The sequence below is a fragment of the Cohaesibacter marisflavi genome, assembly GCF_963665895.2.
Lineage (GTDB): Bacteria > Pseudomonadota > Alphaproteobacteria > Rhizobiales > Cohaesibacteraceae > Cohaesibacter > Cohaesibacter marisflavi.
Map to the genome: position 1 here is coordinate 2,806,615 of NZ_OY762534.1, position 26,692 is coordinate 2,833,306.

The 26,692-nt window shown below is 56.8% G+C and carries 21 protein-coding genes; 11 read left to right on the forward strand and 10 right to left on the reverse strand.

What is annotated here, in order from left to right; all coding sequences use genetic code 11:
• Positions 1-43 precede the first annotated feature (43 nt).
• Positions 44-520, reverse strand: coding sequence for a MerR family transcriptional regulator (locus ACKPCT_RS13800; RefSeq protein ID WP_407062700.1), 477 nt, complete (start codon positions 518-520; stop codon positions 44-46).
• A 338-nt stretch (positions 521-858) separates the two neighbouring features.
• Here ACKPCT_RS13800 and ACKPCT_RS13805 point away from each other — a divergent pair, with 338 nt between their 5' ends.
• From ACKPCT_RS13805 to ACKPCT_RS13815, 3 genes are all read left to right on the forward strand, one after another.
• Positions 859-5,517 carry a peptidoglycan-binding protein gene (locus ACKPCT_RS13805; protein WP_319567167.1) on the forward strand — a complete coding sequence of 1,553 codons (4,659 nt, stop codon included), beginning with the start codon at positions 859-861 and terminating at the stop codon, positions 5,515-5,517.
• 455 nt (positions 5,518-5,972) lie between these two features.
• Complete coding sequence (locus tag ACKPCT_RS13810) at positions 5,973-6,896, forward strand: sulfite exporter TauE/SafE family protein (protein WP_319567168.1); 924 nt, start codon at positions 5,973-5,975, stop codon at positions 6,894-6,896.
• A complete protein-coding gene (locus tag ACKPCT_RS13815) occupies positions 6,893-7,696 on the forward strand; it encodes a TIGR02186 family protein (protein WP_090070054.1) in 804 nt (267 codons plus the stop codon). The genes ACKPCT_RS13810 and ACKPCT_RS13815 overlap by 4 nt, the downstream gene beginning before the upstream one ends.
• Before the next feature lie 45 nt (positions 7,697-7,741).
• Here ACKPCT_RS13815 and pdeM read toward each other — a convergent pair whose 3' ends face one another.
• Genes pdeM through ACKPCT_RS13830 form a run of 3 tightly spaced genes read right to left on the reverse strand, consistent with a single transcriptional unit; the run spans position 7,742 to position 12,162 of the window.
• Entirely contained in the window at positions 7,742-8,602 is an 861-nt protein-coding gene (gene pdeM, locus ACKPCT_RS13820; RefSeq protein WP_319567169.1) for a ligase-associated DNA damage response endonuclease PdeM, read from the reverse strand.
• Positions 8,603-8,646: 44 nt separating this feature from the next.
• A complete protein-coding gene (locus tag ACKPCT_RS13825) occupies positions 8,647-11,259 on the reverse strand; it encodes a ligase-associated DNA damage response DEXH box helicase (RefSeq protein WP_407652489.1) in 2,613 nt (870 codons plus the stop codon).
• Positions 11,260-11,313: 54 nt separating this feature from the next.
• Positions 11,314-12,162, reverse strand: a complete 849-nt coding sequence (locus ACKPCT_RS13830; RefSeq protein ID WP_090070048.1) for a GGDEF domain-containing protein — start codon at positions 12,160-12,162, stop codon at positions 11,314-11,316.
• A 288-nt stretch (positions 12,163-12,450) separates the two neighbouring features.
• Between ACKPCT_RS13830 and ACKPCT_RS13835 the strand changes: the two genes are divergently transcribed.
• Together ACKPCT_RS13835 and ACKPCT_RS13840 are read left to right on the forward strand one after the other, a co-directional pair.
• Complete coding sequence (locus ACKPCT_RS13835) at positions 12,451-12,729, forward strand: DUF6460 domain-containing protein (protein WP_090070046.1); 279 nt, start codon at positions 12,451-12,453, stop codon at positions 12,727-12,729.
• A gap of 535 nt (positions 12,730-13,264) precedes the next feature.
• Positions 13,265-14,602: an MATE family efflux transporter gene (locus tag ACKPCT_RS13840; protein ID WP_319567171.1), complete on the forward strand. Its 1,338-nt coding sequence runs from the start codon at positions 13,265-13,267 to the stop codon at positions 14,600-14,602.
• 130 nt (positions 14,603-14,732) lie between these two features.
• On the opposite strand, the gene arsC is transcribed toward ACKPCT_RS13840, so the two are convergent.
• Genes arsC through ACKPCT_RS13855 form a run of 3 tightly spaced genes read right to left on the reverse strand, consistent with a single transcriptional unit; the run spans position 14,733 to position 16,572 of the window.
• The gene (gene arsC / locus ACKPCT_RS13845) at positions 14,733-15,077 is read right to left on the reverse strand and encodes an arsenate reductase (glutaredoxin) (protein WP_090070041.1); all 345 of its coding nucleotides are present in this window, start codon (positions 15,075-15,077) and stop codon (positions 14,733-14,735) included.
• A 17-nt stretch (positions 15,078-15,094) separates the two neighbouring features.
• Positions 15,095-16,195: a quinone-dependent dihydroorotate dehydrogenase gene (locus ACKPCT_RS13850; protein WP_090070038.1), complete on the reverse strand. Its 1,101-nt coding sequence runs from the start codon at positions 16,193-16,195 to the stop codon at positions 15,095-15,097.
• A gap of 17 nt (positions 16,196-16,212) precedes the next feature.
• On the reverse strand, positions 16,213-16,572 hold the full coding sequence (locus ACKPCT_RS13855) for a DUF952 domain-containing protein (protein WP_319567172.1): 360 nt from the start codon (positions 16,570-16,572) through the stop codon (positions 16,213-16,215).
• Between the two features lie 299 nt (positions 16,573-16,871).
• On the opposite strand from ACKPCT_RS13855, the gene ACKPCT_RS13860 reads away from it, so the two are divergent.
• Both ACKPCT_RS13860 and ACKPCT_RS13865 read left to right on the forward strand, forming a co-directional pair.
• A complete protein-coding gene (locus tag ACKPCT_RS13860) occupies positions 16,872-17,591 on the forward strand; it encodes a hypothetical protein (RefSeq protein ID WP_319567173.1) in 720 nt (239 codons plus the stop codon).
• Between the two features lie 171 nt (positions 17,592-17,762).
• Entirely contained in the window at positions 17,763-18,905 is a 1,143-nt protein-coding gene (locus ACKPCT_RS13865; RefSeq protein WP_090070028.1) for a hypothetical protein, read from the forward strand.
• A 53-nt stretch (positions 18,906-18,958) separates the two neighbouring features.
• Here the strand turns inward: ACKPCT_RS13865 and ACKPCT_RS13870 are convergent, their stop codons facing one another.
• Together ACKPCT_RS13870 and ACKPCT_RS13875 are read right to left on the reverse strand one after the other, a co-directional pair.
• Positions 18,959-20,452 (reverse strand): alpha/beta hydrolase, encoded by a 1,494-nt coding sequence (locus tag ACKPCT_RS13870; RefSeq protein WP_319567174.1) that lies wholly within the window; start codon positions 20,450-20,452, stop codon positions 18,959-18,961.
• A gap of 35 nt (positions 20,453-20,487) precedes the next feature.
• Positions 20,488-22,110: a lysine--tRNA ligase gene (locus ACKPCT_RS13875; protein ID WP_090070022.1), complete on the reverse strand. Its 1,623-nt coding sequence runs from the start codon at positions 22,108-22,110 to the stop codon at positions 20,488-20,490.
• 390 nt (positions 22,111-22,500) lie between these two features.
• On the opposite strand from ACKPCT_RS13875, the gene ACKPCT_RS13880 reads away from it, so the two are divergent.
• The 4 genes from ACKPCT_RS13880 (at position 22,501) to ACKPCT_RS13895 (ending at position 25,838) form a co-directional block, all read left to right on the forward strand.
• Positions 22,501-22,911, forward strand: a complete 411-nt coding sequence (locus ACKPCT_RS13880) for a tellurite resistance TerB family protein (RefSeq protein WP_090070019.1) — start codon at positions 22,501-22,503, stop codon at positions 22,909-22,911.
• A 345-nt stretch (positions 22,912-23,256) separates the two neighbouring features.
• Complete coding sequence (locus ACKPCT_RS13885; RefSeq protein WP_319567175.1) at positions 23,257-24,207, forward strand: 1-acyl-sn-glycerol-3-phosphate acyltransferase; 951 nt, start codon at positions 23,257-23,259, stop codon at positions 24,205-24,207.
• Between the two features lie 183 nt (positions 24,208-24,390).
• Positions 24,391-25,026, forward strand: coding sequence for a thymidine kinase (locus ACKPCT_RS13890; protein WP_090070013.1), 636 nt, complete (start codon positions 24,391-24,393; stop codon positions 25,024-25,026).
• Between the two features lie 131 nt (positions 25,027-25,157).
• A complete protein-coding gene (locus ACKPCT_RS13895; protein WP_319567176.1) occupies positions 25,158-25,838 on the forward strand; it encodes a DUF930 domain-containing protein in 681 nt (226 codons plus the stop codon).
• 24 nt (positions 25,839-25,862) lie between these two features.
• Here the strand turns inward: ACKPCT_RS13895 and ACKPCT_RS13900 are convergent, their stop codons facing one another.
• Entirely contained in the window at positions 25,863-26,636 is a 774-nt protein-coding gene (locus ACKPCT_RS13900) for an alpha/beta family hydrolase (protein ID WP_319567177.1), read from the reverse strand.
• Positions 26,637-26,692 lie beyond the last annotated feature (56 nt).

The window sequence follows — 26,692 nt, forward strand, 5'->3', positions numbered from 1 at the left end:
CAGTCCCTGCCTTGCTTGTGGCTAAAGGCGATTGAGGGCTTTTTTAGCCTTCCTTCTTTTCCTTTTCGCGCAGCATGCCGGAGACGACTTCCACCGTCCGTTCCAGATCGGCAATGGCCTGATCCACATCGGCCCTTTGTTGGCGCAGGATAGTGATATGCAGGCTGAAGCGATCCAGAGCAGAACGCAACTGAGGCACCTGTCCATCGCGCAGATCATACAGATCGAGCATTTCCTTGATTTCGGTCAGTGAAAAGCCGACCTTTTTACCCATCAAAACGAGCTTCAGGCGTGCCCGGTCTCGCCGGCTATACACCCTATTGACGCCGTCCCGGCGCGGATTAAGCAGGTTCTTGTCTTCATAAAAGCGCAAAGTGCGCAACGTAACACCAAATTCCTTGGCAAGATCCCCGATGGAATAGGAGAGCGGGCCAGACTGGTTGGTGGCCGCGCTGAGCACATCGTTGCCTTCGTCCTTGCCGGCCTCTGCAGCAGGTACGGGCGTTTTTTCCTCTTTCAAAACCGTCTCCCCAGACCGTTTGTTGGCAATGTGGTCTATTTCCATTGCCTGTCGTGAGCTTACCCGTGGGTAAACCACCCTGTATGCCGCCTGTCAACGCTCCCTTCGCATATACGCCCCTTGATTGAAGGGTGAGACACTAAACAACCAGCAGAAATCGGAAGAATATGGTGAGCAAATGATTAAAGCGGTCAGTATTTTTCGCAATACGCATCAGGATTAACGCGTTATTTACCCTAACTTATCACAGTACTCTGGGAAAAGACCGTTTTCGCGGGGCGTCGGGTGCCCGCATTGCGCAGCGGATGCCGAGAACCGCAAAGAGTTGAGCCAGTACTATGATTGATGACACATATCACACCGATCGCGATGTAGGCGAGTATATAGAAGGTCTTCGAGGTACGGATCGTAACAGAGGTGCGCATGACAGCCTCCGTGCAACCGCGCCCAAAGGTCGGCCTCGTCAGAATTCGGCTCTTCTGGATGCTATTGAGGATATCGAAGCCCAGCTTCATGCATTGGCGGGTGAAGCGGCTCAGTCCCCCGACATGCCCTTTGAACGCGAAGATACCCCACAAGACTATCGCGCCTCCCGTACCCGACGGGACACAAGAGGAGACTTTGGCTCGTCTCCCCGTCGCGGCAGAGCACGTGGTGTCCCCTCCACTCTGGATCAGGCCAATTATGGCAACGCTCTTGAACGCATTGAAGCCCAGTTGCAGCGTGTGGATCAGGCATTGGAAAGAAAAGGGGGCAGCCAGATGGCGCGGCCCCGTTCCAGCCTGCGGCCAGAGCGTACACCGGCGCGGTCAGCCTATTCTACGGGCACCGTCTCTGACCATCCTGTGGCCCGCGAACATATGCCCTCCTATCAGGACCGTCTATCTGCCCAGACAGGAACGACAGGCCCGTCTGTCTCTCTTGATTCGGCCATGCGCCAGATGCTCGATCGCAGCCAGACCCTCAATGAACAGATTGCGCGCCGGGCAGAGACCTCTGTTTCTGAAGTGGCACGCACAGCGCAGGATGCCTTGAGCGCAGCACAGGATTCGCAAGGCACCTATCGTGATGCCCTTGACAAGCTGGCCAAATTGCAAGCTCAGGACGACAGTCTCGCCATGCTGCGAGACGATGTAACGTCCCTGCGCAAGCTGATTGAAGAAGCCAATCTGACAGGAGCCTCCGATCAGGTTCTGCGCGAGATCGCCAGTCTCTCGGGTCGTATTGAACAATTGTCGACCGCCATTTCCGAAACCCGTGAAGATCCCGCCATTCTCGAGACAATGCGCGATGTGCGCGCCTTGCTTGACCGTTCCGCGCAGGATCCGTCCATCAACGCACAGTTCGACCGCATTCTGGCCAAGCTTGATGATATGGATGCCGGTGGGCATGAGGAAGACTTCGCCAAATTGTCCGAACAGATGGACCATTTGCGCGAAATTCTCGCCACGCAGCCCGATATGCAGCATCTTTCGAGCATCTCCGGTCAGATAAACGAATTGATCGAGCGGCTTGCCACGCTGGAGAATGACGTCAAGCGCGCCAACGCATCTGATCCGAATTTTGCGGAACAGAATGGCCTTGAGCAGCGCCTTTCCCAAATGCAGGCGCTGATCGAGCGGCTTGATCCGAATGACCGGTTGATCAATCTGGAGAACCAACTGTCTGCTCTTGCTGACCGCCTGGAGAATGGCTCCGACCACGCCAGCATTCACAAGCCCCTTGAGGCTCTTGCCCGTCAAGTGGAAAGCCTTGTGGAATTGACCGATCAGGGCACCCATCGCGATCAGCTCGATATTCTGGCCACATTGGCCGAACGGGTAACCAATCTGGACCAGTTTGTCCGCACGGAACAAGCCCCGGCCGTTTCTGAACGCCGCTTTGAGCAGGTGGAGCAAACGCTTGCGCGCATCGATGATATGCTCGCCAACAAGATGGAAAGCTCTGATCTGGGGGCACTCGAGCGCAGCCTGTCGCGTCTTGCCGACCGCATGGAAGCGCAGGAAGACATATTGCGCAGCGCACCGCAAACCGCTTCCGCAACAGATGGCTCGGCTCTTTCCAGCGGTGCGATTTCGCAGCTTGAACGCCAGATCATCGATCTTGCCCAGCGCCTTGACAATGCCAGTCAGGTTTCTGACGACCATCAGTTTTTCGAGATGCTGACGGAACGGCTGGATACGCTGGCCGCTGAATTTTCGCGCACACAAACTCGCTTTGACGCCGTTGATCGTATTGGCGAAGATATTCGCAAGCTCGCTGCGAACAGCAGCTCTGGTGCCTCTGGCGGCGCCAACGCTGCTCAGGTGGCCGAACAGGCCGCGATCAAGGCTCTCCAACAGGTTGGCCCGATTGCCGGAGGTAGCAGCGACGCCGCGCTTGAAGCCATTATTGATGGGCTCAAGGACGATCTGCACGGCTTGCGCCGTTTCGCAGAGACAAGCGAAACCTCGACCCAGCAAAGCCTTAATGGCGTCAGCTCCATGCTCAATGCAATTGTCGATCGTCTCGGCAAGCTCGAAGAGCAGGTGCGCGCAGAAGAACTGAAACCGCAGCAGGCTGCACTGCCTGACGCGCCGCTAGAGCCAATCGCAGAGCCTGCCTCTGAAGAGCCGAAAAGTCGCGGTCTCGGCAATATTCTGCGCCGCCGCAAGGCAAAGAGTGCGCCGGATGCAGCCGAGGCAGCCCCGCAAGGGCAACAGGGCCAGCCCCTCAGCGCCAGCGAGCTGCTGCAAAATCGTGGTAGACAACCTTCGCGCAGGCAACAGAGCGACGCCAGTGCAACGTCTGCGCCAACCCGCAGCCGCGCTGGTGCATCAGTTGGGCCGCAACAGGGAATGCCCGCCGCAGCCTCAGCCGGATCCTCCGCTCCGCAAGTTTCTTCTGGTGAAAGCAGACAGCCGGGTATTTACCTCTCAGGCAAGGCGGTCAGTGTTTCCAAGGCACAGACCGATAGCGCAACAGCGCGCCAGCCTGGCGAAAGCGCTCAGGCGCAGCCGCAGGTGACGGGCAACGTTGCCCTCAAGAATGCCGAGCAGGAAGCCCCTGCAGCCAAGCCGAGAACCGCCCGTATCGTGCAAGGCGCACCGGGCTCACAGGCAGCACAGAGCAGCCAGAGTGCCAGAAGCGGCTCTCAGCGCGATCAGGGGCAGTCCAAAGCCGACTTCATTGCAGCCGCTCGACGTGCAGCACAGGCCGCCGCACAGGAGAGCGCTCAGGTCGAAAAGGAACAGGGAGCAGGCGGAAGCTTCCTCTCCCGCTTCAAGGGCAGCAAAAAGCCTGCGACCGAGGTTGAAGCGCAGGCACCTGTAACGAACGAAGAAGACAAAGCCAAAGGCATGAGCCGCAAAGAGCGCCGGGCAGCCATCAAAGAAGCCGCACGCATGGCCAAGAAGATGCAGAAGGAGACCGCAAATGGCTCCGCTGATGCTGCGGCTATTGAGGAAAGCGCGGTTCATCTGCTTGAGAATGAAGAGGCCAGTAACAGTCTGTTCGCCAAACTGGGTCAGACCTTCTCGCGCCATAGTCGCCCGTTGCTCATGGCAGCGGCAGCCATTCTGCTCGCCATCACGACGATCCAGTTGGTGAAAAATCCGGATTCAAGCCTCTATGGCCTGTTCAATACCGATACGGCACAAACGCAATCCGATGACTCTGTACCAGGCTTTGGAGACAGTGGTGAGACCGTGGCCCCGGCTGGTTCGTCTGCACCGGCTCAAAGCACTCCAGACTTGCCGGAAGCTCCCGTTGCTTCCGAGCCGGCATCTGCGGGCCCGCAATCCAGCATCACGCCGTCCTCGGGCAGCGTTGCTCCGAGCATGAGTGATGAAGAGGCTACACGCGCGATTGCCTTCTCGCAGCCGACCCTAGCTCAGGACAAGCTGGCTGGTCCACGCGTCAGCAAGCCAGCCGCACAGCCTCTTTCTCATGATGCAGCCATGGCAAAAGCCAAGGCCATGCTCAATCAGCCAGGCAATCAGGGCATTGACCTGACGCCAACAAGTTCCATCCCCAAGGACACCAAACTTGGCAACTATGACGCCTTGCAAGAGCAAGCGAAGTCACAGCCGATGCCTCCGGTCGTCTCCGGCGGGGATGATAATCAGTCCAGCGCCAATCTGGGCAGCGATAGCGGCACTCAAGAGCAAACGCCGATCATGCAGGCTGCGACCAGTGGCAATGTACTGGCGCAGTTTGAGCTGGGCCGCCGCTTTACCGTGGGCGAAGGCGTAGAGGTTGATCTCAAGGAAGCAGCCAAATGGTTCGAAAAGGCCGCCAACCTCAACATGCCGCAGGCGCAATATAGTCTGGCCAATCTGTACGAGAAAGGCCATGGCGTCAAAAAAGACCTGCAAGTGGCGCGGCTTTGGTATCAACGCGCAGCTGATCAAGGCAATGTGAAGTCCATGCATAATCTGGCAGTGCTGTATGCCGAGGGTGGTCTGGGCAAGCCCGATTTCAAGCAGGCTGTCCAATGGTTCCTTAAGGCAGCTGACCATGGCCTCAAAGATAGCCAGTATAATCTCGCCATCCTGTTTGCCCGGGGCATGGGCGTCAAGCAAGACCTGCTGCAGAGCTACAAATGGTTTGCCATTGCAGCCAAGCAGGGCGACAAAGGCGCTGAAGCCAAACGCGACGAAATCCTGAGCGTGCTCAAGGGGCCACAGCAGAAGGCCGCCAAAGCGCTGGTTGCTGCCTGGGTTCCCAAAGTGGCCAAGGCCTCCGTGAACCAACTGTCCGCACTGCCGCCTGAATGGGTCGCCACAACGCCCGAGCAACTGGCCAAGGCCAACAAACGTCTCGGTGCAGACCCGAGAGTGATTGCCAAAGCCCAGTCAATGCTTGGCGCTCTTGGTTACAATGCCGGACCGGCAGATGGACAGATGGGCCCGCGCACGCGCACCGCGATCCGTAATTTCCAGGAAATTGCAGGATTGAAGGTTACGGGCGAAATCGATGCGCCTCTCCTTGAAGCGCTGGCACAGCGGGTCATCTGATCCGCTCTAGCGACGCCGCCGGCACTGCGGCATATGAGGAGACCAACTGGTCCTGACACGCATTCGCACCCCCATTGTGGCTGCGAATGCCTATAGCTGCGGCATGCCCTGATCCGCATGCCCGCCTCGCACGTATAGACCCTTATCGGGATAAACACCGAGCAAGCGCCTCAAACGCGACTCTTTCTGGCAAGGCAGTGCAATTTAACGTTATTTGCGAGATGTTTCGTTGACACCGGGGCGCTCTATATGGGATGCATGAAGACATGTATCTCGTGTTTGGAGCGACGTATGAACGGCGCTTTGAAACAGACCAAATCACAAATAGCCTATCGGGCCACACCTTGAGCGGGCAAGGCTTGAGGCAATTTGTTCTTGAGCATGCTGCCGCAGTCGTCAGGGAGTGATTTTCCTGACAAACGGCAGAACTGGCGGCTGGAAAACAGGAGTAGCGCGTGGAGCTCTACCTGCCTATCGCTGAAATGCCTGTCAACATCTTTGTCATCCTTGGCATGGGAGGCACGGTCGGGTTTCTCTCGGGCATTTTCGGGGTCGGTGGCGGCTTTCTGCTCACGCCCTTGCTCATCTTCTACGGTATTTCCCCTGCGGTTGCCGTTGCTTCGGTAACGGCCCAGATCACGGCTTCTTCCACGACCGGAGCACTGGCCTATCTCAGAACAGGCAATCTCGACCTCAAACTGGGAACGGTGCTCTTTTCCGCCGGCATAACGGGATCGACAGCCGGGGTCTTTGTGTTCAAGCAGCTGCGTGAACTTGGGCAGCTGGACCTGATCATTTCTGTCTCTTACGTGACCTTTCTTGGTGCCGTGGGCACCCTTATGGTCATGGAAAGTGTGCGCGCCATCGTCAAGGCCCGCAAAGGCATCGTCACGACACGCAAACCGGGCCAGCATAACTGGATTCACGGGCTACCGCTCAAGATGCGCTTCAAGAAGTCCAAAATCTATGTCAGCATCCTGCCGGTGATTGCCATTGGCGGCAGCATCGGCTTTCTGGGAACCGTTCTGGGTATCGGCGGCGGCTTCATGCTGGTGCCAGCCCTGATCTATCTGCTGCGCGTGCCCACCGCCGTTGTGATCGGCACATCGCTCTACCAGATTCTGGTGACGATGGGCGTTGCTACCATTCTGCATGCCACGACCAACCATTCCGTCGATATCGTGCTGGCTCTCATTCTGATGGTTGGCGGCACCATTGGCGCCCAGTTTGGCGCCCAGATCGGCCAGAAGATGAAGGGCGAACAATTGCGTGCCCTATTGGGCATTCTCGTGCTCATGGTTGGTATGCGCTTCGCTGTGGATCTCATCCTCGAACCGACGGACCATTACAGCACCGAGGTGATGGAGGTGAGCAGATGATCCTGTCGCGCCTCTCAAGAGCGATCTTCGGGGCCAGATTGCTGCTCTGGCTTGGCGTATGCATGGGAGGAACCATAAGCGCCGCCCATAGTGAACGCATCGTGGCTGATCTTTCCGAGCGGGTCATCAAGATCTCTTCCAATTTCACCGGATCGGACATCGTAATCTTCGGAACGATTGAGCGTGATCGGGCAACGGTGTCCCGCGGCGAACCCTATGATCTGGTTGTTGTCGTAAGAGGCTGGGACCAGACGCTGGTCTCCCGTCGCAAGGCGCGCACCTTTGGCATCTGGATCAATCAGGACCGCAGGCTCTATAGCAATGCGCCCAATTTCTATGCCATGTCGACAACGCGAAAGCTGGTTGATATCGCCCATCCTTCGCTGTTGGCCAAATTGCAGATCGGCACACGTTACCTGTTGTTGCCCCCGACCTTCAAGCCGCAGGACAGATTTGCGACCTACGACCCGTTCCGCGTGGCTGCCTTGAGGCAAATGCGGGAAAAAGGGCTTTATACGGACGATCCGTCCTCGGTTACATTTCTCAGCAAATCCCTTTTCCGCAGCACGATCCCCATTCCTTCCAACGTGGAGGTGGGAGAATATGAAGTGACGGTTCATCTGCTGCGTGGCGGCGCATTGCTGCATTCGTCAACGCAAAAGCTGCATGTCGCCAAAACGGGCTTTGAGCAACACGCCTTCACGCTGGCGCGGGATCATGAATTCTTCTACGGTCTGGCCTGTGTGTTGATCGCTCTATTCACCGGCTGGCTCACCGGAGTGGTCTTCCGCAAGAACTGATCTTTCGCTCTTTCGGCCTTTAGAGCTCTTTTGTCGCCGCCAGCGCTAGCGCCTGCGTCTTGAAGAGGATCTGGGTACAGAGATGCTTGCGCCATGCATCGCAAGGGTCTGGCGGCCGATGACTAGCAATTTGGCATCCTCGGACATATAAGGCGCGAAGGCTTCTTCACACAGCTCCAAACCACCGGTATAACTGCCATAGGCGGGCATGATGATGCGATCCTTGGCCAGCACGAAACATTTGCGACGCAAGGTGCGGCCACGCCCGGGAATTCTGGCCACCGGATGCAGATGGCCGCAAATCTCCAGACAGGGCATATCCGGTTGCCCTGACACCTCAAGACCGGCACTCTCTCCGGGTTCATGGCAAAGGATGACGGCGCGTCCAGCACCCTCCATCTGCCGGATATCGCAAATCTCCCCTCCCAGATCGATAGAACTGAACGGATCATGGTTGCCGGTCAGCCAAATCCATTGATGCGCAGAGGTCAATGCCTGCAACCGATCGGCAACGCTGGTAGGCAACCGTTTGGGGCCATCAACATCATGGAAAGAGTCCCCAAGGCAGATGACGGTCTCAGGCTTGAAATGGGCAATATCGAGCGCCAACAGGGCCAGTGTACGTTGGCTGTCATAAGGGGGCAGGAACTGTCCGAGCCTCGCAAAGGAAGACCCCTTTTCCAGATGCAGATCGGCGACGAGCAGGGTTTTCTGATCAGGCCAGTAAAGCGCGCCGGAAAGGCTGGCAACAAAGGCTTCACCGGCATGAGAGAAGGCATATTCGACTGGGCTGGCAGGCTCAGGAGCGGCCGGCGTCGGGGTTTCACCGTCCGGCTGTCGCTCTTCAAAGCCCTCGGGCAAGCTTGATGAAAGGGAGCATTGCTGCAGACGTTTTTGCCACCCCATGATACGGGCCTCCTGATGCGCGTTGGCTCACTCAATCCGGGACATCACAGCCCCATTTCCTCGGCCGCTTCGAGCAGCATTTCGTCCTCCGCCTCACCATAGATGGGCTCTCTGCCGATTTCCAGCAACACCGGAATAGCAAGCGGGGACGGACTGTCCAGAGGCGCGTGGACGATTCGGCCCTTGATGCGCTGGAGCATAGCCCCAAGGCGGGCAATATCCAACAGACCACTGGCTGCATCATCCCATGTGGCTTTCAGCAACAGGTGATCAGGCTCGTGATCCTTGAGCACATTATAGATGAGATCAGAGGACATGGTGATCTGGCGACCGGATTTTTCCATTCCCGGATGCCGCCGCTCGATCATGCCGGAAATGACGGCGCAATTGCGAAAGGTGCGCTTGAGCATGGCGGATTCGGACAGCCAGCTTTCCAGATCATCCCCGAGCATGTCTTCGTCAAAGAGCTGCGCAAAACTCCAGCCAAGCTCCTCTTCCAACTTGGCCAGATCCCTCAGGCCCCAGATCATCAGGGCATAATCAGAGGCCACAAAGCCAAGGGGCCGCGCCCCTGCCCTTTCCAGACGGCGCGTCAGCAGCATGCCCAGCGTCTGCAGCGCGAGGCGTCCCTCGAAGGCATAGAGTGTGAGATAGAATTTGCCCGATCGCGGGAAGGTCTCGATCAGCATCTGATCGGCAGAGGGAATGATCGAATGCTGCTTTTGCAGCGCCAGCCAATGCTGGACCTGCTCGGGTAATCTTGACCAGCTCTCAGGATCGGCCAACATGGCCCTGACGCGCGAAGCCAGATAGGTCGAGAGGGGAAACTTGCCGCCATTATAGGCTGGCACCTTTGGCTCACGATGCTGGGTTCTTGTTACCAGCGCAGAATTCTCGTCCAACCGCTCAAAGCGCAAGACCTGACCGGCAAAGAGAAAACTGTCCCCCGGCGCAAGCCCCTCAATGAACCCCTCTTCCACTTCCCCCAGCACGCACCCAAAGCGCCCCAGCCGCTTCTGCTCGCCGCTGCCGCCCTTCCATGAGGTAAGACGCACCTTGATCATCGCTTCCTCGACGATGGTGCCGATATTGAGCCGATATTGCTGCGCCCGCTTGGGGTGGGAGAGGCGCCAAAGGATTTGACCTGTCTCCTTGTCCTTCATGGGTTTGAGCTTGGCAAATTGCTCATAAGCCCGCATGGCATAGCCACCCGTTGCGACGAAATCGATAGCCTGCTCAAACAGCTCCCCCGGCAGGGCCCGATAGGGATAGGAGGCGGTAACCTCACGATAGAGATCGAGCGGGTTAAAGGGACCGGCACAGGCGCGGCCCAGAATATGCTGGGCAAGCACATCAAGCCCGCCCTTGCGCACCGGTGGCGTGTCCTGATCGCCAATATAGTTGGCGTCAAGTGCTGCACGGCATTCCAGAAGCTCGAAGCAGTTGGAAGGCACGAGAATGGCTTTGGAAGGCTCATCAAGGCGATGGTTTGCCCGTCCGATGCGCTGGGCCAGGCGGCTAGCGCCTTTCGGCGCGCCGATATTGATCACCAGATCCACATCGCCCCAGTCGATACCCAGATCAAGGGTCGAGGTACAGACCACAGCCCTCAGGCTGCCCGCCGCCATGGCCGCTTCCACCTTGCGGCGCTGGCTTACATCCAGCGAGCCATGATGAAGGGCAATGGGCAGGGTATCCTCATTGATGGTCCAGAGGGACTGGAACAGGAATTCAGCCTGCGAGCGGGTATTCACAAACAGCAATGTGGTCTTGTGAGCCTTAATCAGGACATAGAGATCGGGCAGAGAATAGCGGGCACTATGGCCAGCCCACGGGATCGGTTCTTCAGATTCCAGAACCTCGATATCCGGGCTTGTGCCTCCTTTCAACTGGATGATCTGTGGTTCGCGCTGCGGTTTCCCTTCAGCATGGGGCACCAACCAATGCCCGAGCTCCAGCGGATCGGCCACCGTCGCCGAGAGGCCCACAGGGCGAGCATCCGGCGCAAGGCTGCGCAGACGGGACAAACCAAGGCTCAGTAGCTCCCCCCTTTTGGAGGTGACCAGAGCATGCAGCTCGTCCAGCACGATGGTCTTGAGAGAGGCAAACAGGGTTTCGGCCTCCCGTGAGGCCAGCAGCAGCGCCAATTGCTCCGGCGTTGTCAGCAGAAAATTTGGCGGACGCTGTTTTTGTCTCTGGCGTTTGTGAGCAGGCGTGTCGCCGGTGCGGGTTTCGACCGTTATATCGAGCCCCATCTCGGCAATGGGCGTTTCCAGATTGCGCGCAATATCCACCGCCAGAGCCTTGAGGGGAGAGATATAGAGGGTGTGTAACTGTTCGTGCCAGCGCTCATCTCCCCCTTCGCGCCGATCCCTTTCCAGCTCGATCAACGAGGGCAGAAAGCCGGACAGCGTCTTGCCTGCGCCTGTGGGCGCGATGAGCAGGGTCGGCTGCCCCTCTACCTGCGCCATCAACATCGCTCTTTGATGCGGACGCAATTGCCAGCCCTTGTTCTTGAGCCAATCATCAAAGACGGCAGGAAGAAGCGGGCTGTCTTTATCGTCGAAAGAAAAGGCAAAGCGCGTCACCAACCGCCCTGCAGGATTGGAGAGTCGGTCGTCGTCTGGATGTTTGGAGATTTCTGGGTTGGGTGGCATCTCAATCATATAAAGACTATGGGACAGAGGCCGGGCGTTGTCTATCCGTTTGCTTTACGCGACATGTCCCGGAGTACCCTGTTCATCACTAAACATGACATCCTGTTCGAAAGCAGGCACGGTCTCCAGATGGTTTCGCAGAAGATGGACCCGATTGCGCCCGGCGGCCTTGGCCAGATAGAGCCCTTTGTCTGCGCGCTCGACCATGGCTTCCAGACTATCGCCCTCATGCGTCCATTCTGTCACACCGGCGCTGATGGTCAGGCACATGGCCCTGTCTTTCCAGATGAATGGCGTCTTGGCGATCTTCTCACGCAAGCGTTCCCCCCAGATGGTCGCACCCTGGGCGTTGGCATTGGGCAAGATGATCGCAAACTCTTCCCCGCCCCAACGGGCAACCACATCGCCATCGCGGCAGATCTGGCGCAAAAGGTCCGACAGATGCCTGAGGGCCATATCGCCAGCGGAATGCCCGCGCGTGTCATTGATTGTCTTGAAATGATCGACATCGAACATGATCATGGACAAGGAAGACATGTCGCGTTCAGCTTTCATGGCAAGATTTCGCCCCCTGCGCAGGAAACCGGCTCGGTTGACCAGTCGGGTCAAATCATCCCGCTCGGCAATCTCCCAGAGATATTCGTTTTTGGTATGCACAGCAGAAAAGCCACGAATGAGCAGAAAACTGGACGCAAAAACCAGAGAGAATGGCAGGATGTAAGACAAGAATTTGACCAGAGGCTCAATGGGCGAGCCAACAAACACCAAAATGAAATGCGTGCTGAACAAGGAGAGCAGACTGCAAACGGCAGCAAACAGTCCAGCGACAAGCAACATGTGGCGTGTGGTTTTGATCCTTCCAAGATAGCGGCAAAAGCTATCCAGATACTCTTCACTCATCATTGTGCCCAGTGCCCCTGCTCTTCAGCGCGCTCCAAAGATGCGGAACGATCTCATGCTGATGTCTGTGCTCAGCCTTATGACTCTTGAGAGAGGAAATTACACCCGTATAGCGGTAGTTTGTACGCATATATACGCCCTCTTATCGCCCGAATTCAAGCTATATGCTTAATCAAAGGTTGATGCCACCTTCCAAGTTGACTACATGCTCATTTATGATGTCCTTGCGGGAACGGATACCCTTGGAAGAATTGTCAATCATGCCGGTTTCAGAATACAGGGAGAAACATTGTGACCGATTCGAAACTTTCGCGCTTTTTCGGCGGCTCGCCCGGCCCTGTGATCTTACGGTTGATCGGCCTTTCCGTCGTGGTCGGCATTGTGCTCAGCGCACTCAACCTCCATCCTCGGCAGGTGCTTACGTATCTTACGAGTCTTGTACAGCATATTTATTATATGGGCTTTGATGCAGTGCATTGGGCGGTGGAATATTTCCTGCTTGGCGCGCTGATCGTCTTCCCTATCTGGTTGATCATGCGCCTTCTCAAGGTTGGCCGCCGGGACGACTGACAAGCCCCTTTGCCTCCCCTCTTGTCGTTCCACTTGGCAAACCTTTCCAAGACATTACATATGTTTAAGATGACATGACAAGGTGGCTGAGCAATACTCAACTCAACAGCAATGATCCTGAAACACAGGAAGCTGACTGATCTTTCAGGCAGCGTTTCGGGATTGAATGAGAGGTGGTTTCTCCGGTCAAACCAACTCTCTAGCCAGAGTGCCTGTCTCCGGTCCGTCCCCAGTACCTTTTATTGGTAGTACCTGAGATTTGACACTGCAAATCAACCGTCGCGCGAATGGTCCCCGTGCGGCGGTTGATTGTTTTTATGGCCTTGCCCAATGCCTTCCGTGTCAGATCCAATCCTTCAGTCGTCTTCTTTTTCTTCTGTTTGCGTCCGGCGTGGCCTCTTCCTGCTGACGCAAGGGGTATCTTTGCGCTTTCCTTGCTTGGCGAGCGATGCTAGAGGAAGAAGGCTCCGAGCTACGCCTGACGTAGTCCCTTCCTATCTCTTCCGGTCATTCCGGCCTCACTGGATTGCTTTCAATGGACATTGCGCCTTCAGAGAACAAGCGCTCTTTTTCCGTCACCCATAAGCTGGTTCTGGGGATTGCTGTGCCCATGACCCTTGGGCTTATCACGGTGCCTTTGGTGGGGATCGTCGACATGGCGGTCATCGGACAATTGGGGAGCGCTTCCCTGATGGGCGGCATCGCCATCGGCTCATCGCTGTTTGACATCGTGGCCTCCTCGTTCAATTTTCTGCGCATGGGAACCACAGGGCTCACCGCGCAGGCGCTCGGAGCAGGAGACACGATCTCCCAGCGAGCCGTCGCCTATCGCGCTTTGATGATTGCACTCTTGCTTGGCCTGATGACGATTGTCATTGGCCCATTGGTCACCCCTTGGGCGCTGGCGGCAATGGGCGGATCTGACGCGGTGAATGAAGCGGCGCAAACCTATCTGCTCATCCGGCTTTTTGCGATGCCCTTCAGCTTGGGCAACTTTGCCATTTTCGGCTGGCTTTTCGGCCTCGGCAAATCACGCAAGGGGATGGCCTTGCTGATCCTTCAAAACAGCATCAATGTCATTTTGACGGTCTGGTTCGTGCTCGGGCTTGATCTGGGTGTTGCCGGAGCGGCCTTTGGCTCGGTTGCCGCAGAGGCTGTGGCAACGTTTGTCGGGCTTGGCATCATGGCCCACCATCTGCGGGCCGATTGGCGGGTGCCACTGCCAAGGCTTTTCCATAAAGAAGCCTTTGCCCGTTTTCTGGCGGTGAACAGCGACATCTTCATTCGATCCATGGTGATGCTGTTTACTTTCACCCTATTCACTGCGTTGAGCGCCCGCCAGACCGACGCAATTCTGGCCGCCAACGAACTGCTGATGAAATTCTTCATGTTCGGCGGCTTCTTTCTGGATGGCATCGCCACGGCCGCCGAACAGCTGGGTGGGCGGGCCATCGGTGCTCGTTATCGTCCGGCCTTCGAGCGCACCGTCAAGCTGACCCTCGTCTGGGGATTGGGCCTTGGCATCGGCCTCAGCCTGATCATGCTACTGCTTGGCCCAATGATCATCGATGCGCTGACCACGGCGCCTGCCGTGCGCGAGTTGGCAAGGGTCTATCTATTCTGGGCTGCCCTCACGCCCTTCATTGCAACTTTTGCCTTCCAGTTGGATGGCATCTATGTCGGCGCGACATGGTCGTCGACCATGCGCAATGTGTCCATTCTTGCCACCAGCGTTTTCTTCGTTGTGCAATATGTGGCAATGCCCCATCTGGGCAATCACGGGCTGTGGCTGGGACTTATGTGCTTTCTGGCGGCGCGCGGTATCAGCCTTGGTCTGATGCTACCCCGGCGGATGGCGCGCACCTTTTCTTGAAAATGAGGCGCCCTTAAGCACCGTCCTGATACGAAAACGGGGCCGCACTCCATGCGCCCCCTTTTGGTTTGGCTCATTTCTTTGCGGCTTCAGGCTACGGCCCCTCAAAAGGAGGGGCACCCTGGCAAGCTTAGAGAATCTCAAGCACGGCTTCTGGCGGACGGCCCAGACGCGCCTTGCCATTCTTGATCACAACCGGGCGTTCGATTAGCTTGGGATTGTCCGCCATCGCCTTGATCAGCGTTTCATCATCGGCCACATCGGCAAGGCCCAGCTCCTTGTAGAGCGCCTCCTTGGTGCGCATCAGCGCACGCGGTTCAATGCCCAAGAGCTCCAGAATGTCCCGAATTTCCTCGATGCTTGGCGCATCTTCGAGGTATTTGCGAATGGTTGGCTGTTCGCCTTTTTCTTCGATGAGAGACAGAGTCTCACGCGATTTCGAGCAGCGCGGATTGTGCCAGATGGTTGTGCTCATGATTATTCCCCTAATCTTCAGGCCAACGGATGCTTGGCCCAGTCATCGCAGCTTTCGCCGCGGATTTGATCCAGATGTGAAACACCACGTTCGGCAAGGATGGCCGACATTTCCATCACCATAAGGCTGACCATGGAAACACCGCCATAGACCATGGAGGTGTAGAATTGCACAAGATTGGCACCAGCCCGGATCTTCTCGATAGCGGAGATGGCGTCCGTGATGCCGCCAACGCCCACCAGAGGCATGGTCGGCCCGACGCGCTTGCGGGTTTTGGCCAATGCGATGGTCGACTTGTCAAACAGCGGTTTACCGGATAGCCCACCGGCTTCTGACAATTGCTTCTGGCAGGCGAGATGATTGGGTCGGTCGAGGGTGGTGTTGGAAACCACCATGCCATCAACGCCACGGGCGACAGCCACCGCGCAAATATCATCAAGGCCGAATTCATCCACATCCGGCGCGATCTTCAGCAGAACCGGAACCGAGCGGCCGACCCATTTGGTCTGGGTGTTGCGTTCTTCCAGAACGCGGGCCAGCAGAGTGTCCAGCGCTTCCCGCGCCTGCAAGTCGCGCAACCCCGGCGTGTTGGGCGAAGAAATATTGATTGTGAAGAAAGACGCCAGATCCGCAAAGGCGGCGATGCCCTTCACATAATCCTGCATACGATCCTTGCTGTCCTTGTTGGCGCCCACATTCACACCGATAATGCCATTTTTGGCCTTGCGCGCAGCCAATCGCGCATGGGCTGCAGCATGCCCCTCATTATTGAAGCCCATGCGATTGATGACCGCATCGTCCTCGATCAGACGAAAGAGACGCGGCTTGGGATTTCCTCCTTGCGGGAGCGGCGTGATGGTGCCGATTTCCGTTGCACCAAAACCGAGAGCGAGGGTTGCATCAGGTACCTCGGCATTTTTGTCAAACCCAGCAGCCATCCCCAACGGGTTGGGAAATTCCAGATCCCAAAGCTTGATTTTCAGCGCAGGGTCGTCCGGCAATCTGGGGCCACGCACGAGCCCTGTCTTGAGCAACTGAATGCTTATCTTGTGAGCCAGCTCGGGGTTCAGGGTGAAGAGGGCCTTGCGCGCCAGCGTATCGAGAAAGGGGTTAGACATGGTCGTTTGCTCTTGTTCTATTCTTCTTGCAACTGTGGGAAGCGATGATGTCCGTCAGGCGTCATGGGCAAAACGCTCTCTTCGCTTACGGCCTCCAGGGGCATGGAGTGATATAGATGCGGGAACAGGGCGCCACCACGCGAAGGTTCCCATGTCACCGGACCGGCACAGCGCTCCAGCTTCTCAACGGAAACACCAAGCAGCAGAAGATCATCAATGCCCTTGAAATGCTTTCTGGCAGTCTCTTCCACCTGCTCTGCGGTCGAAAAATGAATGAAGCCATCGGCCAGGTCGACAGGCGCCCCTTCGAAGACACCCTTGGCCTTTGCCTCGTTCCATTGGTCTTTGGTAACCAGTTTATAGATCCGTTTTGCCATAGGGCAACATGCTCCGAGAAAGGTCGTCCGCTCCGCTCGCCACCGCCTCGCGCCCCTTATTGCTGGCAGATATCTGAAGGCGAACTCGTCGGATTTCTAATAGCAGCCGGTCGCCCAGGTTGAAAGTGGCAAAATCCCGTCGCTCGCAGCTATGCGAAAAAGGCTTAACGGCATTCTGTCTGGATGCGGGATTGTCAACAACAGATCCGATTACCTTGTGCAAAACACAACTATTGATTGTATTAATTATTTTTCCCCCTATGGTTTAAGCATTCATATGAGTTTATTGAGAATCACCAATGCTATCTCACAAACGCCTATGGCAAGCCATAGATGCGCTAGCGGCCAGGGAGGGGGTATCAACCACCTCCCTGGCTCGTATGGCGGGGTTGGATGCCAGCATATTCAACCGCTCCAAGCGGTTCCAGCCCAATGGGCGTCCCCGCTGGCCATCCACAGAGTCGATCGCCCGCATTCTGTATGCAACACAGGTGTCAGTGGAATCCTTTTTCGTGGAATTGCTCGGCGAGCGACGGTGTGTCGTCTGGTCCTATCAGAACATCCTTGATCAAACCGCGGCAGCGGAGATCCCTGTTCTTAATCATGCCGTTCCCCTTCCTTCCCAATTTTGTTGGGGTGACAGCGCTCACATGCGCCATACTCCCTCCCTTGATAGGATCTCCTCCCTGCAAGGAGATCCCCCGCAAACAGCCCCAGAAAATGTGGCGTTATCACCAGATGAGCGGGTCTTCCTGTTCAAAGTCGAGGACGACCGCTTCACTCCTTTCTACAAGGAGGGAGCATCCCTTCTGCTGGGCCTTTGTTGTCCGATTACAGAGGGAGATCGCGTGGTCTTCTTCTGTTGTGACGAACAGGAAAGCAGTATCATCGTGGGTGATATATCTGCCGATCATGACGGGGCATTTTATCTCGCCCCTCTGGACCAAGCCCAATCTGCGCTGCCAGTGACAGACGACAATAAGGTACGCTTGGCCAAAATCCTTTGGGCCAGCCAATGACTCCCAGCAGGGTTTGAGCATGCGTGGCAAGGGAAAAGACCCTTGTCAGAACTGCTGCCTTTAATTCTCTGTTTTTGAGGTTATATTCTCCCCATGTCTGCGTTCGAGGCTCTCCTTTGCAGGCGCGGCAACAAGCCGAGTTAAAACCAGGGTGTTGAGTATAGTCAGGTCATGGGCAGAAAAAGGCGAACAATTGGCACACCGGCGGACGATCACTATGCCGCTCGGCAACCGGCTCCCGAGCGTTCATGGCTGGACAGGCTTCTGGGCAATGTCATGCTGGTCGGCTCAGCCTTTGCGTTGACGGCTCTGGTCTTTTATCTTTTCTGGTATTGGCAGGGCTCCCCTTCCGCGCCGCAGGATGCCTATCTCTCAACGCAAGAGCGCAAGAAGGCAGACGAACAAAGCGCGTCCGAGACCGCGAAGAGACCCCAAACCGGACAGCAACAGACCGCCCCGCCCCGTGACGCCAAGTCTGACGATGAAGCCTCATCCAACATGCAAGTGTTGTTGCAGGGACCGCAGGCCGGCAAGCTTGTGGCTCCACCCAAGCGCAATGTGACACCGGGCTTTGCGCTTTCCCCTTATTATCAGGCCGCTCCCCTCGAGCGCGAGCAAGGCATGCCTCTTCCGCCCGAGCCAGAACCGGAACCTCTGCCGGAGATTTTCCGACGGGTTGCCGTGCAAGCGCCCACCAAGCTCACCTTGATGGTCAGCAAATATCGCGAGGTGGATGTCAATCTCGCCCATCTTCAGGCTTCCGATAGCGCGAAAGAATGCTGGATGGCTGGCAGGGCGGCCAAATGCGACAAGCTGGGTGCCACGGCGCTCAAACGCTTCATCCGCGCCCGCTCTGTACGCTGTGACTGGATCGGGGCAGACGGGGCCACCAATGACGAGAAAGCCAAAGAGGGGTCGGATAGCGCGACCTGCTATCTGGGGCCGGGCATCAAGCAGTTCAAGGCAGGGGAGCCGCCGGTCAATGTGACCGACCTGGCCAGCTATATTGTGCGCCTTGGTTGGGCCATACCCGAAGAGGGCTATTATCAGGACGAATATTTTGAAGCCAAACAGGCCAAGCGCGGCCTGTTCGCCACCAAGGCCACCGCAAGCGGCAGCGACATCATGGCGAGGCAGAAGGAAGCCGACGCGCTTTCTTCCTCGCTTAATGCCCAGTCACAGGATATCGGGCCGATTACCGCGCCGGATCTGTTGGCCGGAGCCAATGCCGGTGCGCTGTCCATCATGACGCCCCCTTCCGAGCCGGAAGAGGAAAAGGAGTTGCCGCTCCCGCCCGGCTTTGAAATGCGCTAATTCTGCGTTGTGGGAGCTAGCCAGCAGTCATGATGCGCCCAATAGGCAAGGCGCTATTTTCTGGCCAGTTGCGGGGTCAGCAGAAATGAGAGATCCGCATTCTGAGCGCAGGCGGTATCCAGCTTTTCAGGCTCGGTGCCAGCAAGGAACGCACCCGCCAGCGTTCGGGCGCACGGATTGACGCTAAGCACATCATGGCCACCAAACGGCAAAGTCACCCATGAGGCGTCGGTGAAGAATGGCAAGCTGTCTGCGACGGCATCCGGATAAACGATGGTGTCGAACGCACCATTCAGAATGAGCGTTGGGCGCGCCGTTTTGCTCGCCTTGTCCCATCCTTTTTCAAGTTTTACCGTGTGAGATGTCACCTCCGCGATGCGGTCACAGGCCTTGCGGTAAAATCGCATGGTCAGAGGTTGCTGAAAATCGATCTCCGACTGGTCGGCAAGCGGTGCAATCTCTTCGGCGCAAGCAACCGCGAAATGCATCAACAGGCTGATGCGCTTCATGGATTGAGGCAACGGATCAGGTGGCGTCCAGATGGCATCCTCCGCCAGAGCCTTGTCGACGCTGGTCACTGTGGCGGCAATATCAGCAGGAACGAGCGCGGCCTTGTTGCGCGCTAGAAGGGCGTTGAGCCTGTTCTGATAGAAATAGGGCTGAGCTTCTGCTGGGTAAACCGCATCTTCAGCCAGCTTCACCTTGCGCATGGCAAAGGGAAGGCGCTGATAGTCCCAATAGAGATCTGGAAAGGCATTCCGGCAGTCATCATCTTCGTTACATGCGTCGATGAGATCGTCTATTTTTCCTTCCGGCTTCCAGTCAAACAGGCGGGTTGCCAGAAAGAGCGGACCGTTGAAGAGGATACGGTCAATGCCCTCATTATCCCGACGCACCAGCCCTTGTGCTACCCGCGCGCCATAGGAGCTGGCGATGATGGCCCATTTGCCTATTCTGAGCGCATAGCGCAGGGCTCGATAATCCTCGACAGCAAAGGCCGTGCGATAATCGGAAAGCCGCACTCCGTCGGCATCTGCGGTTTTGACGCAGGCAACCAGTGCATCAACATCGATGGCTTCTCCCTCGCCCAGCGCCTCAGGGCACAGCATATCTTCAGCCAGAGGACCGGTGCCGCGCTGATCCATAAGAATGATCTCACGGTCCTCACGCAGATATTGGAGATTCTTGACGATGTTTTTCTGAAGGGTGATGGCCGATTGCCCCGGCCCGCCAGCCAATATGAGCAGCGGCGGCTTGCTCGCCTCCGGCCCCAACGGGGCAAAGCGCATGACCGGCAATTCCATGGGGCGATTGGCTATGTCATTCCAGTCAGACGGCACATGGAAGAGGAAGCAGACCACGTCCTGCCCTTCAGAGGCCTCGGCGGGACAATCAATGGGTTCAAGCGGCACATGGCTGTCTTCAGCCAGTGCTTCAGGCACCCCAGTCGGGAGGGCATAACTGCTGGCGTAAGCCAGCACAGCCCACACAGCCATAAGAAAAACCGGCAGAAGAAGGCGTCTCTGTCTCTTGCTGCCGGTTTTCATCTATTTGGCTCCCGATCACGGTGAATGAGGGCTGATTACACGTTCAGCAATTCGCCCTTCAAACCTTTTTCAATCAGGGCGATGGTATTCTCAACCCCGTAAAGGGCGATGAAGGAGCCAAAGCGCGGGCCCTGATCCTGCCCCAGCAGAACCTGATAGAGCGCCTTGAACCAGTCGCGCAAATTGCCAAACTCGTAGGAATTGCCCACCGCGAAGACTTCCGTCTGCAACTCTTCGGCGTCGGTTACATCGGTCATGCCGGCAAGGCGGGTTGCCAGATCCTGCATGGCGGTTGCTTCCATCTCGGTTGCTGCGCGGAACACCTTCTTGGGTTTGACGAAATCCTCGAAATAGCGGATGGCATAGCCGACCAGTTCATCCAGTTTTGGATGGGTTTCGGCGTTGGCGCCGGGCACATAGCGCGAGATGAAGCCCCACAGGACATCCTTGTCCTGAGCGTTGGCTGCGCTAACCAGATTGAGCAACAGAGCAAAGCTGATGGGCATATTGGCTTTTGGCGGATTGCCAGAGTGAATATGCCATGTCGGGTTGTTGAGCTGCTTGGGCAGATCTTCCTTTTCGATATTGCCAAGGAAGGTGAAATACTCGTCCACCGCCTTCGGGATCACATCGAAATAGAGCTTCTTGGCCGTCTTGGGCTTCTGATACATATAAAGCGACAGGCTTTCCGGCGAGGCATAGGTCAGCCATTCCTCAATGGTGAGGCCATTGCCCTTGGATTTGGAAATCTTGGCGCCCTCATCGTCAAGGAACAGCTCGTAGGACAGGCTTTCCGGCTGCGGCTTGCCAAGGGCGCGGCAAATCTTGGTGGAGAGCTTGACGCTGTCGATCAGATCCTTGCCGCTCATTTCATAGGCAACATCAAGGGCTGCCCAGCGCATGGCCCAGTCGGCCTTCCACTGGCATTTGACGGCACCACCGGTGACCGGCACTTCCACTTTCTCATTGGTTTCCGGGTCCACATAGACCACGGTGCCCTTGGAGACATTCCGCTCAATCATTGGCACTTGCAGCACCTTGCCGGTGCGCGGGCAAACCGGCAGGAAGGGCGAATAGGTCGCCTGACGTTCCTTGCCCAGCGTCGGCAGGATAATGTCCATGACCTTGTCATAGACGTCCAGCATTTTCAAAAGGGTCTCATCGAACCGGCCGGAGGTATAATAGTCGGTCGAGGACGCGAACTCATAGTCGAAGCCGAACTGATCAAGGAAATTGCACAGACGGGCATTGTTATGCTGGGCGAAGCCTTCATGAGTGCCGAATGGATCTGGCACTTGCGTAAGCGGCAGGCCCAAATGCTGGGCCAGCATCTCCTGATTGGGCAGATTGGTCGGCACCTTGCGGAAACCGTCCATATCATCAGAGAAGCACAGCATACGGGTCTTCACTTCATCCTTGGTGAGGGCGCGGAAGGCCGTACGGACCATGGACGTGCGAGCCACTTCACCGAAGGTGCCAATATGGGGCAGACCAGAAGGGCCGTAGCCGGTTTCGAACAGCACCTCATCGGGCATGCCAGACTTCTGATACCGTTTGACCAGCTTTCGCGCCTCTTCAAACGGCCAGGCCTTGGACGTTGCAGCTGCTTCGACGAGGTCATCGGAGAGCGCGAGCGGAAGGGCGGTTTGCGAAGTCATAGTCAGGTTCCTTGAGTGTCCTTGATAATCAGGCAGGCGCCACCAACGGCAAGCATTCTGCCAGATCCCAGATTGGCAGCATCCCATGCGGCCAGATGAAGTTACGACAATAAACAGCTGACGGCCCGCCGTCCGGGCAGGCCGTCAGCGCTGTTCTAGCTGATAGACAAGCCCAAGAAAAGGGACTTTTTGGCCTCGCACCCAGCCATTCCCAATGGAGTTTGCTATTGGCTGGGATGAAAGCCCGCTCATATGCCCCCATCCCGCAAGAAAGGCCAGAAGCAGAGCTTGATCCGAACGTCTTTGATGCATAAGTTCAAATGACTTGATGAAAAGTCGGGCAACTGTGCCCTTTTGCGCAACTTTTGCGCCCGAAACAGGAAAAGAAGAATGACCAAGATCGTCTCGCCGGAAGAAGCCCTGATCTATGTGATGGTGTCCACATCTGCTGCGGACCGGACCATGACGGACTCAGAACTCATGAAAATCGGAGAAGAAGTGCAGACGCTGCCTGTTTTCTCGGATTTCGACCATGAACGCCTCGTGACGGTTTCTCGCGATTGCTCGGACCTGCTTGCCGAGGGCGGTGTCGATCTCGTCCTCAAGGTTGTCCGTGCCAGCCTGCCGATCAAACTGCGCGAGACAGCCTATGCGCTGGCCATCGAAGTGGCTGCGGCCGACTTGCAGGTAGAGCAGGATGAATTGCAGTTTCTGCTGCTGCTGCGCGATGAACTGGAGCTTGACCGGTTGCATGTCGGTGCCATCGAACACAGCGCTCGCGTTCGCTATCGCCGCATCTAGAAGGCCCTTGCGGCACAGGTCACATCACTCCGCCCGCCAGCAAGCCTCTGCGCGAGCGGCGTGATGGCTCCCTATCTTGCCAGATATGGTGCCAGATACGTTCGGGCTCACTATCCGACATTTGTTTGGATTAGATCTGAATAACTGGGCCTTTTTGGCACTACCTTTGTTCATCTGGCGCCAATTTGGCCTGCATGTCATCTATTTGTTGCAAGCTTGATAAATTCAATCAGCCTTGATGATGACAGATTTGTCCATTTTATGGTTGGCCTCTGACAAGACCTGAAATGGTGAGCAGAGATGCGCAAAAGCGTATCAAGGGAACGATGAGCTATGGGGGAAACTATGACACAGAAGTCCATGCGCGTCATATATGACAGGGTGAGCAAGGCCCAGTCTTCCCTTGCAGACCGCCAAACCCGCCGCCAAATGGAACGCACGCCCCATATCTCTGACGATGTGAGGGAGTTGGTGGACTGGTATATCGAAGTCCGCGCCCGCCATCTGGTAACCGGTCGCTTCGGCAAGGCCTATGCGCCATTGATCCGCAAGGCCGTACGCTACGACAATCTCTGCAGGCTGGTCTCCGGCTGGCGCTATAATGAATCCGGCTATGAGATGGCCGAAGCCATGCTGGATTTGATGCAGCCTCGGGTGACGACGACCGGCTTGGAAAAACTGCCCCAAAATGGGGGATGCCTGGTAGCCACCAACCATCCCACGGGCCTACCCGATGGACTGGCACTGTTTGATCAGGTGCGCCATGTACGGCAGGATCTAGCCCTGTTTGTCTTTGCCGATCTGCTTTCGATCAATCCCAACGCTGCCGATCTGATGATCCCCGTCGAATGGCGGCCCAATCTGCGCGACCGCTCGGCCATGCGGCGCACGATGTCGATCGCGGCTCAGGCCTTTCGGGATGATCGCTGCGTGGGTATCTTTCCCTCGGGGCGGCTTTCCTACTGGAATGGTGTGCGCCTCAAGGAGCGGCCATGGAATTCGAGCTTTCTGCGTATGGCCAAAAAGCACAAGATCCCCATTATTCCGGGGCATATAAGGGCACGCAACTCGCTCGCCTTTTATGCCCTCAGCCAGATTTCGACAGAATTGCGGGATATCCAGTCGATACGCGAGCTGCAGAATAAGTATGGCGCCAAGTTCCATATCACCTTTGGTGAGCCGATTGATCCGGACAGCCTGCTGGGCGATCAGGATGAAATGGCCACAAAGATGCAGACCTATGTGGAGCGAGTCCTGCCCAAACAGCCGGAACGGGCCTTTGATCCGAAAGCGTAATTTCTTCAACCGTCTCCTTTTCCGCCCGGAACCAGCATACGCTCTGCCCCTACCCTTCCTCATGCCTGCCTCATGCCGCCTCATCCACATATCGCGTTGCGGGATGAGCAGCACCCTTGCATATTGGCACAAGCGGATTTAGCAACAGACAATCCCATTTGTTTGCGAAAAGACGATTCCCGCATGGCCAAGCTCTATTTCACCTATTCGGCAATGAATGCAGGCAAGTCCACCTTGCTGTTGCAGGCATCCTATAACTATGTCGAACGGGGCATGCGAACCTTGCTTTATACCGCAGCGCTCGACAATCGCACCAAGGTGGGTGAGATTTCCTCACGTATCGGGCTTGGGGCCGAGGCCTTCGTGTTCACGCTGGAAACGGATCTGTTCGACCATATTTCAAAGCAGTTCAACGTGGAAACGGGCGAGAAAAAGCCGGACTGCATCTTTTTCGATGAGGCGCAGTTCCTGTCGGAAGATCAGGTCTGGCAGCTCTGCCGGGTGGCCGATAGCTTGCGCATCCCTGTCATGTGTTACGGTCTCAGGACCGATTTTCAGGGCAATCTGTTCCCCGGTTCGAAATGCCTTCTGGCATGGGCTGACGAACTGCGCGAGGCGCGCACCATCTGCTGGTGTGGACGCAAGGCGTCCATGGTGGTGCGTATCGACCATGACGGCAAGATCATCGATGAAGGCGATCAGGTGGTGATTGGCGGAGAGGAAAGCTATGTTTCCCTTTGTCGCAAGCACTGGGCCGAGAAGGATCTAGGCGATGCAGACCGCTCTGATCCGCAAGGAGACCTGCCATTTGACGCATAAGGCCATGCTGTTGCCACAGGTGGATTGTAAAGGCACACCGATACGTTTTTCCATGAGGGAAAGAGCCGTGGACATTGCCACACCGCTCTGGCTTACCTTGCGGAGAACGTCCTTCTTCAGCGAGCCGGACCATGCGACCATGTGAGCCAAACAGACCCGAGAATCCCGGCTATGGAGGCGTTGTTGCCTCCCTTCTCCTGCACGGGCTCTTCCTGTTTGCGCTCATGACCATCGCTCCCAAGCTACTGCCATCTCTGCCCCCTGAAGACCCGATTGCGGTAGAGATCATCGCGTCCCCTCCGCCACCGCCACCACCACCAACTGTAGCTCAAAATGCACCAGCCGAGCCGATCGCCACCTCGGAGCCTATCGAGGAAATTCCACCCGAGCCCGAAGCCAGTCCGGAAGCAAGGGCACCGGACGACGGAATGATCCGCTCCAGCCAGATTTATTCTGGGAAAGTTCTCGCGCGAACGGGCAACGAAGAGGCCCTCCACGACTATCGCAATCTCACCGGTGATGAACAGCGCGAGCAGCTCTGCTCGCTGGAAGCCCTTGAGCAGATCGCCGCCTGGAGCGATGCCTATAAGCCCGAACGCATGGTCACCTACACCTTTGAAGAGGTGCGCTATGAGGGCAACCACATGATCGCGGACGGGGCTGTTTTCTGGAGCCACGACAATTGGCACCGCGTGAAATTCGACTGCGAGCTGTCTGATGATCAGAGCACGGTGCTCAATCTTGCCTTCGCGGTGGGCACCATCGTGCCCAAGAGCGATTGGGAAGACTATTATCTCACCCAGTATAAGTAGAGCGATTAATTCACGCCTTGGGCTTTACGCCTCGTCGTCGTCATCCTCATCATCAAAATCGTCAATCGGCTGATCCGGGCCGAAATCCATTTCCAGAATCGGCGGATTGGCCGCGAAGTCTGCCGCAAGGCGGGCGGCATGCTGCATGTTGCTCTTCATGGTCGCTTCGGATTTCCCGGTCGGACCGAGATCGTGGCTGCCATTGGCGATCCATTCGAGGGTCACTTGTGGGGGAAGCTCAATGGCATCCACTTCATCCCACCAGCCGAAATCATCGCGCTCACCCTGACAGATCAACACCGGCAGCAGGCTCTTTTCAAGAGGCTCAAGGCGCCAGTTTTCCGGCTCGGATTTTCCGATCGGATGGAAGGGATAGCCCAGAACCACAACGCCCTTGACCGCCAGATCGAGATCTTCATCGCAGGCGAGCATCGCCGCCACGCGGCCGCCCATGCTCTTGCCACCGATCAGCAATGGCAAACCATCCCAAGCGCTGTTCCAACTCTCGCCCTGCAGCAATTCTTCCACGGCGCGGAAATAATGGTGCGTCCAGCGTTCTGCACGACCTGCCGGGCGGCGTTTGCCATCGACGCGGCGGCGAGCCATGTAGGAAAACTCAAACCGCACAACGACAATGCCATTCTCGGTGAGCATGGCCGCGATCCGCTCCATGAAGGAAGAATCCATCGGAGCGCCTGCGCCATGGGCCAGCATCAGAACCGCGCGCGGGGTTCCTTCCGGCTCGTTGATGAGAAAATCAAATGGGCTGTCAGCGGTGATCGGTGCGGGACTGGACATGGTGCAATCATCTTTGGTTCGGGTGGCGTGAGGGGCTTTCTATCAGTTTCATTGCA

Excerpts from the sequence above, each read along its gene's own strand:
- ACKPCT_RS13805 (WP_319567167.1), top strand. The coding sequence starts at position 859 with ATGATTGATGACACATATCACACCGATCGCGATGTAGGCGAGTATATA.
- ACKPCT_RS13860 (WP_319567173.1), top strand. The coding sequence starts at position 16,872 with ATGCTATCTCACAAACGCCTATGGCAAGCCATAGATGCGCTAGCGGCC.
- ACKPCT_RS13850 (WP_090070038.1), bottom strand. The coding sequence starts at position 16,195 with ATGTCTAACCCCTTTCTCGATACGCTGGCGCGCAAGGCCCTCTTCACC.
- ACKPCT_RS13815 (WP_090070054.1), top strand. The coding sequence starts at position 6,893 with ATGATCCTGTCGCGCCTCTCAAGAGCGATCTTCGGGGCCAGATTGCTG.
- arsC (WP_090070041.1), bottom strand. The coding sequence starts at position 15,077 with ATGAGCACAACCATCTGGCACAATCCGCGCTGCTCGAAATCGCGTGAG.
- ACKPCT_RS13865 (WP_090070028.1), top strand. The coding sequence starts at position 17,763 with ATGGGCAGAAAAAGGCGAACAATTGGCACACCGGCGGACGATCACTAT.
- ACKPCT_RS13885 (WP_319567175.1), top strand. The coding sequence starts at position 23,257 with ATGACACAGAAGTCCATGCGCGTCATATATGACAGGGTGAGCAAGGCC.
- ACKPCT_RS13890 (WP_090070013.1), top strand. The coding sequence starts at position 24,391 with ATGGCCAAGCTCTATTTCACCTATTCGGCAATGAATGCAGGCAAGTCC.
- ACKPCT_RS13900 (WP_319567177.1), bottom strand. The coding sequence starts at position 26,636 with ATGTCCAGTCCCGCACCGATCACCGCTGACAGCCCATTTGATTTTCTC.
- pdeM (WP_319567169.1), bottom strand. The coding sequence starts at position 8,602 with ATGGGGTGGCAAAAACGTCTGCAGCAATGCTCCCTTTCATCAAGCTTG.
- ACKPCT_RS13830 (WP_090070048.1), bottom strand. The coding sequence starts at position 12,162 with ATGATGAGTGAAGAGTATCTGGATAGCTTTTGCCGCTATCTTGGAAGG.
- ACKPCT_RS13880 (WP_090070019.1), top strand. The coding sequence starts at position 22,501 with ATGACCAAGATCGTCTCGCCGGAAGAAGCCCTGATCTATGTGATGGTG.
- ACKPCT_RS13825 (WP_407652489.1), bottom strand. The coding sequence starts at position 11,259 with ATGCCACCCAACCCAGAAATCTCCAAACATCCAGACGACGACCGACTC.
- ACKPCT_RS13840 (WP_319567171.1), top strand. The coding sequence starts at position 13,265 with ATGGACATTGCGCCTTCAGAGAACAAGCGCTCTTTTTCCGTCACCCAT.
- ACKPCT_RS13855 (WP_319567172.1), bottom strand. The coding sequence starts at position 16,572 with ATGGCAAAACGGATCTATAAACTGGTTACCAAAGACCAATGGAACGAG.
- ACKPCT_RS13870 (WP_319567174.1), bottom strand. The coding sequence starts at position 20,452 with ATGAAAACCGGCAGCAAGAGACAGAGACGCCTTCTTCTGCCGGTTTTT.
- ACKPCT_RS13875 (WP_090070022.1), bottom strand. The coding sequence starts at position 22,110 with ATGACTTCGCAAACCGCCCTTCCGCTCGCGCTCTCCGATGACCTCGTC.
- ACKPCT_RS13895 (WP_319567176.1), top strand. The coding sequence starts at position 25,158 with ATGCGACCATGTGAGCCAAACAGACCCGAGAATCCCGGCTATGGAGGC.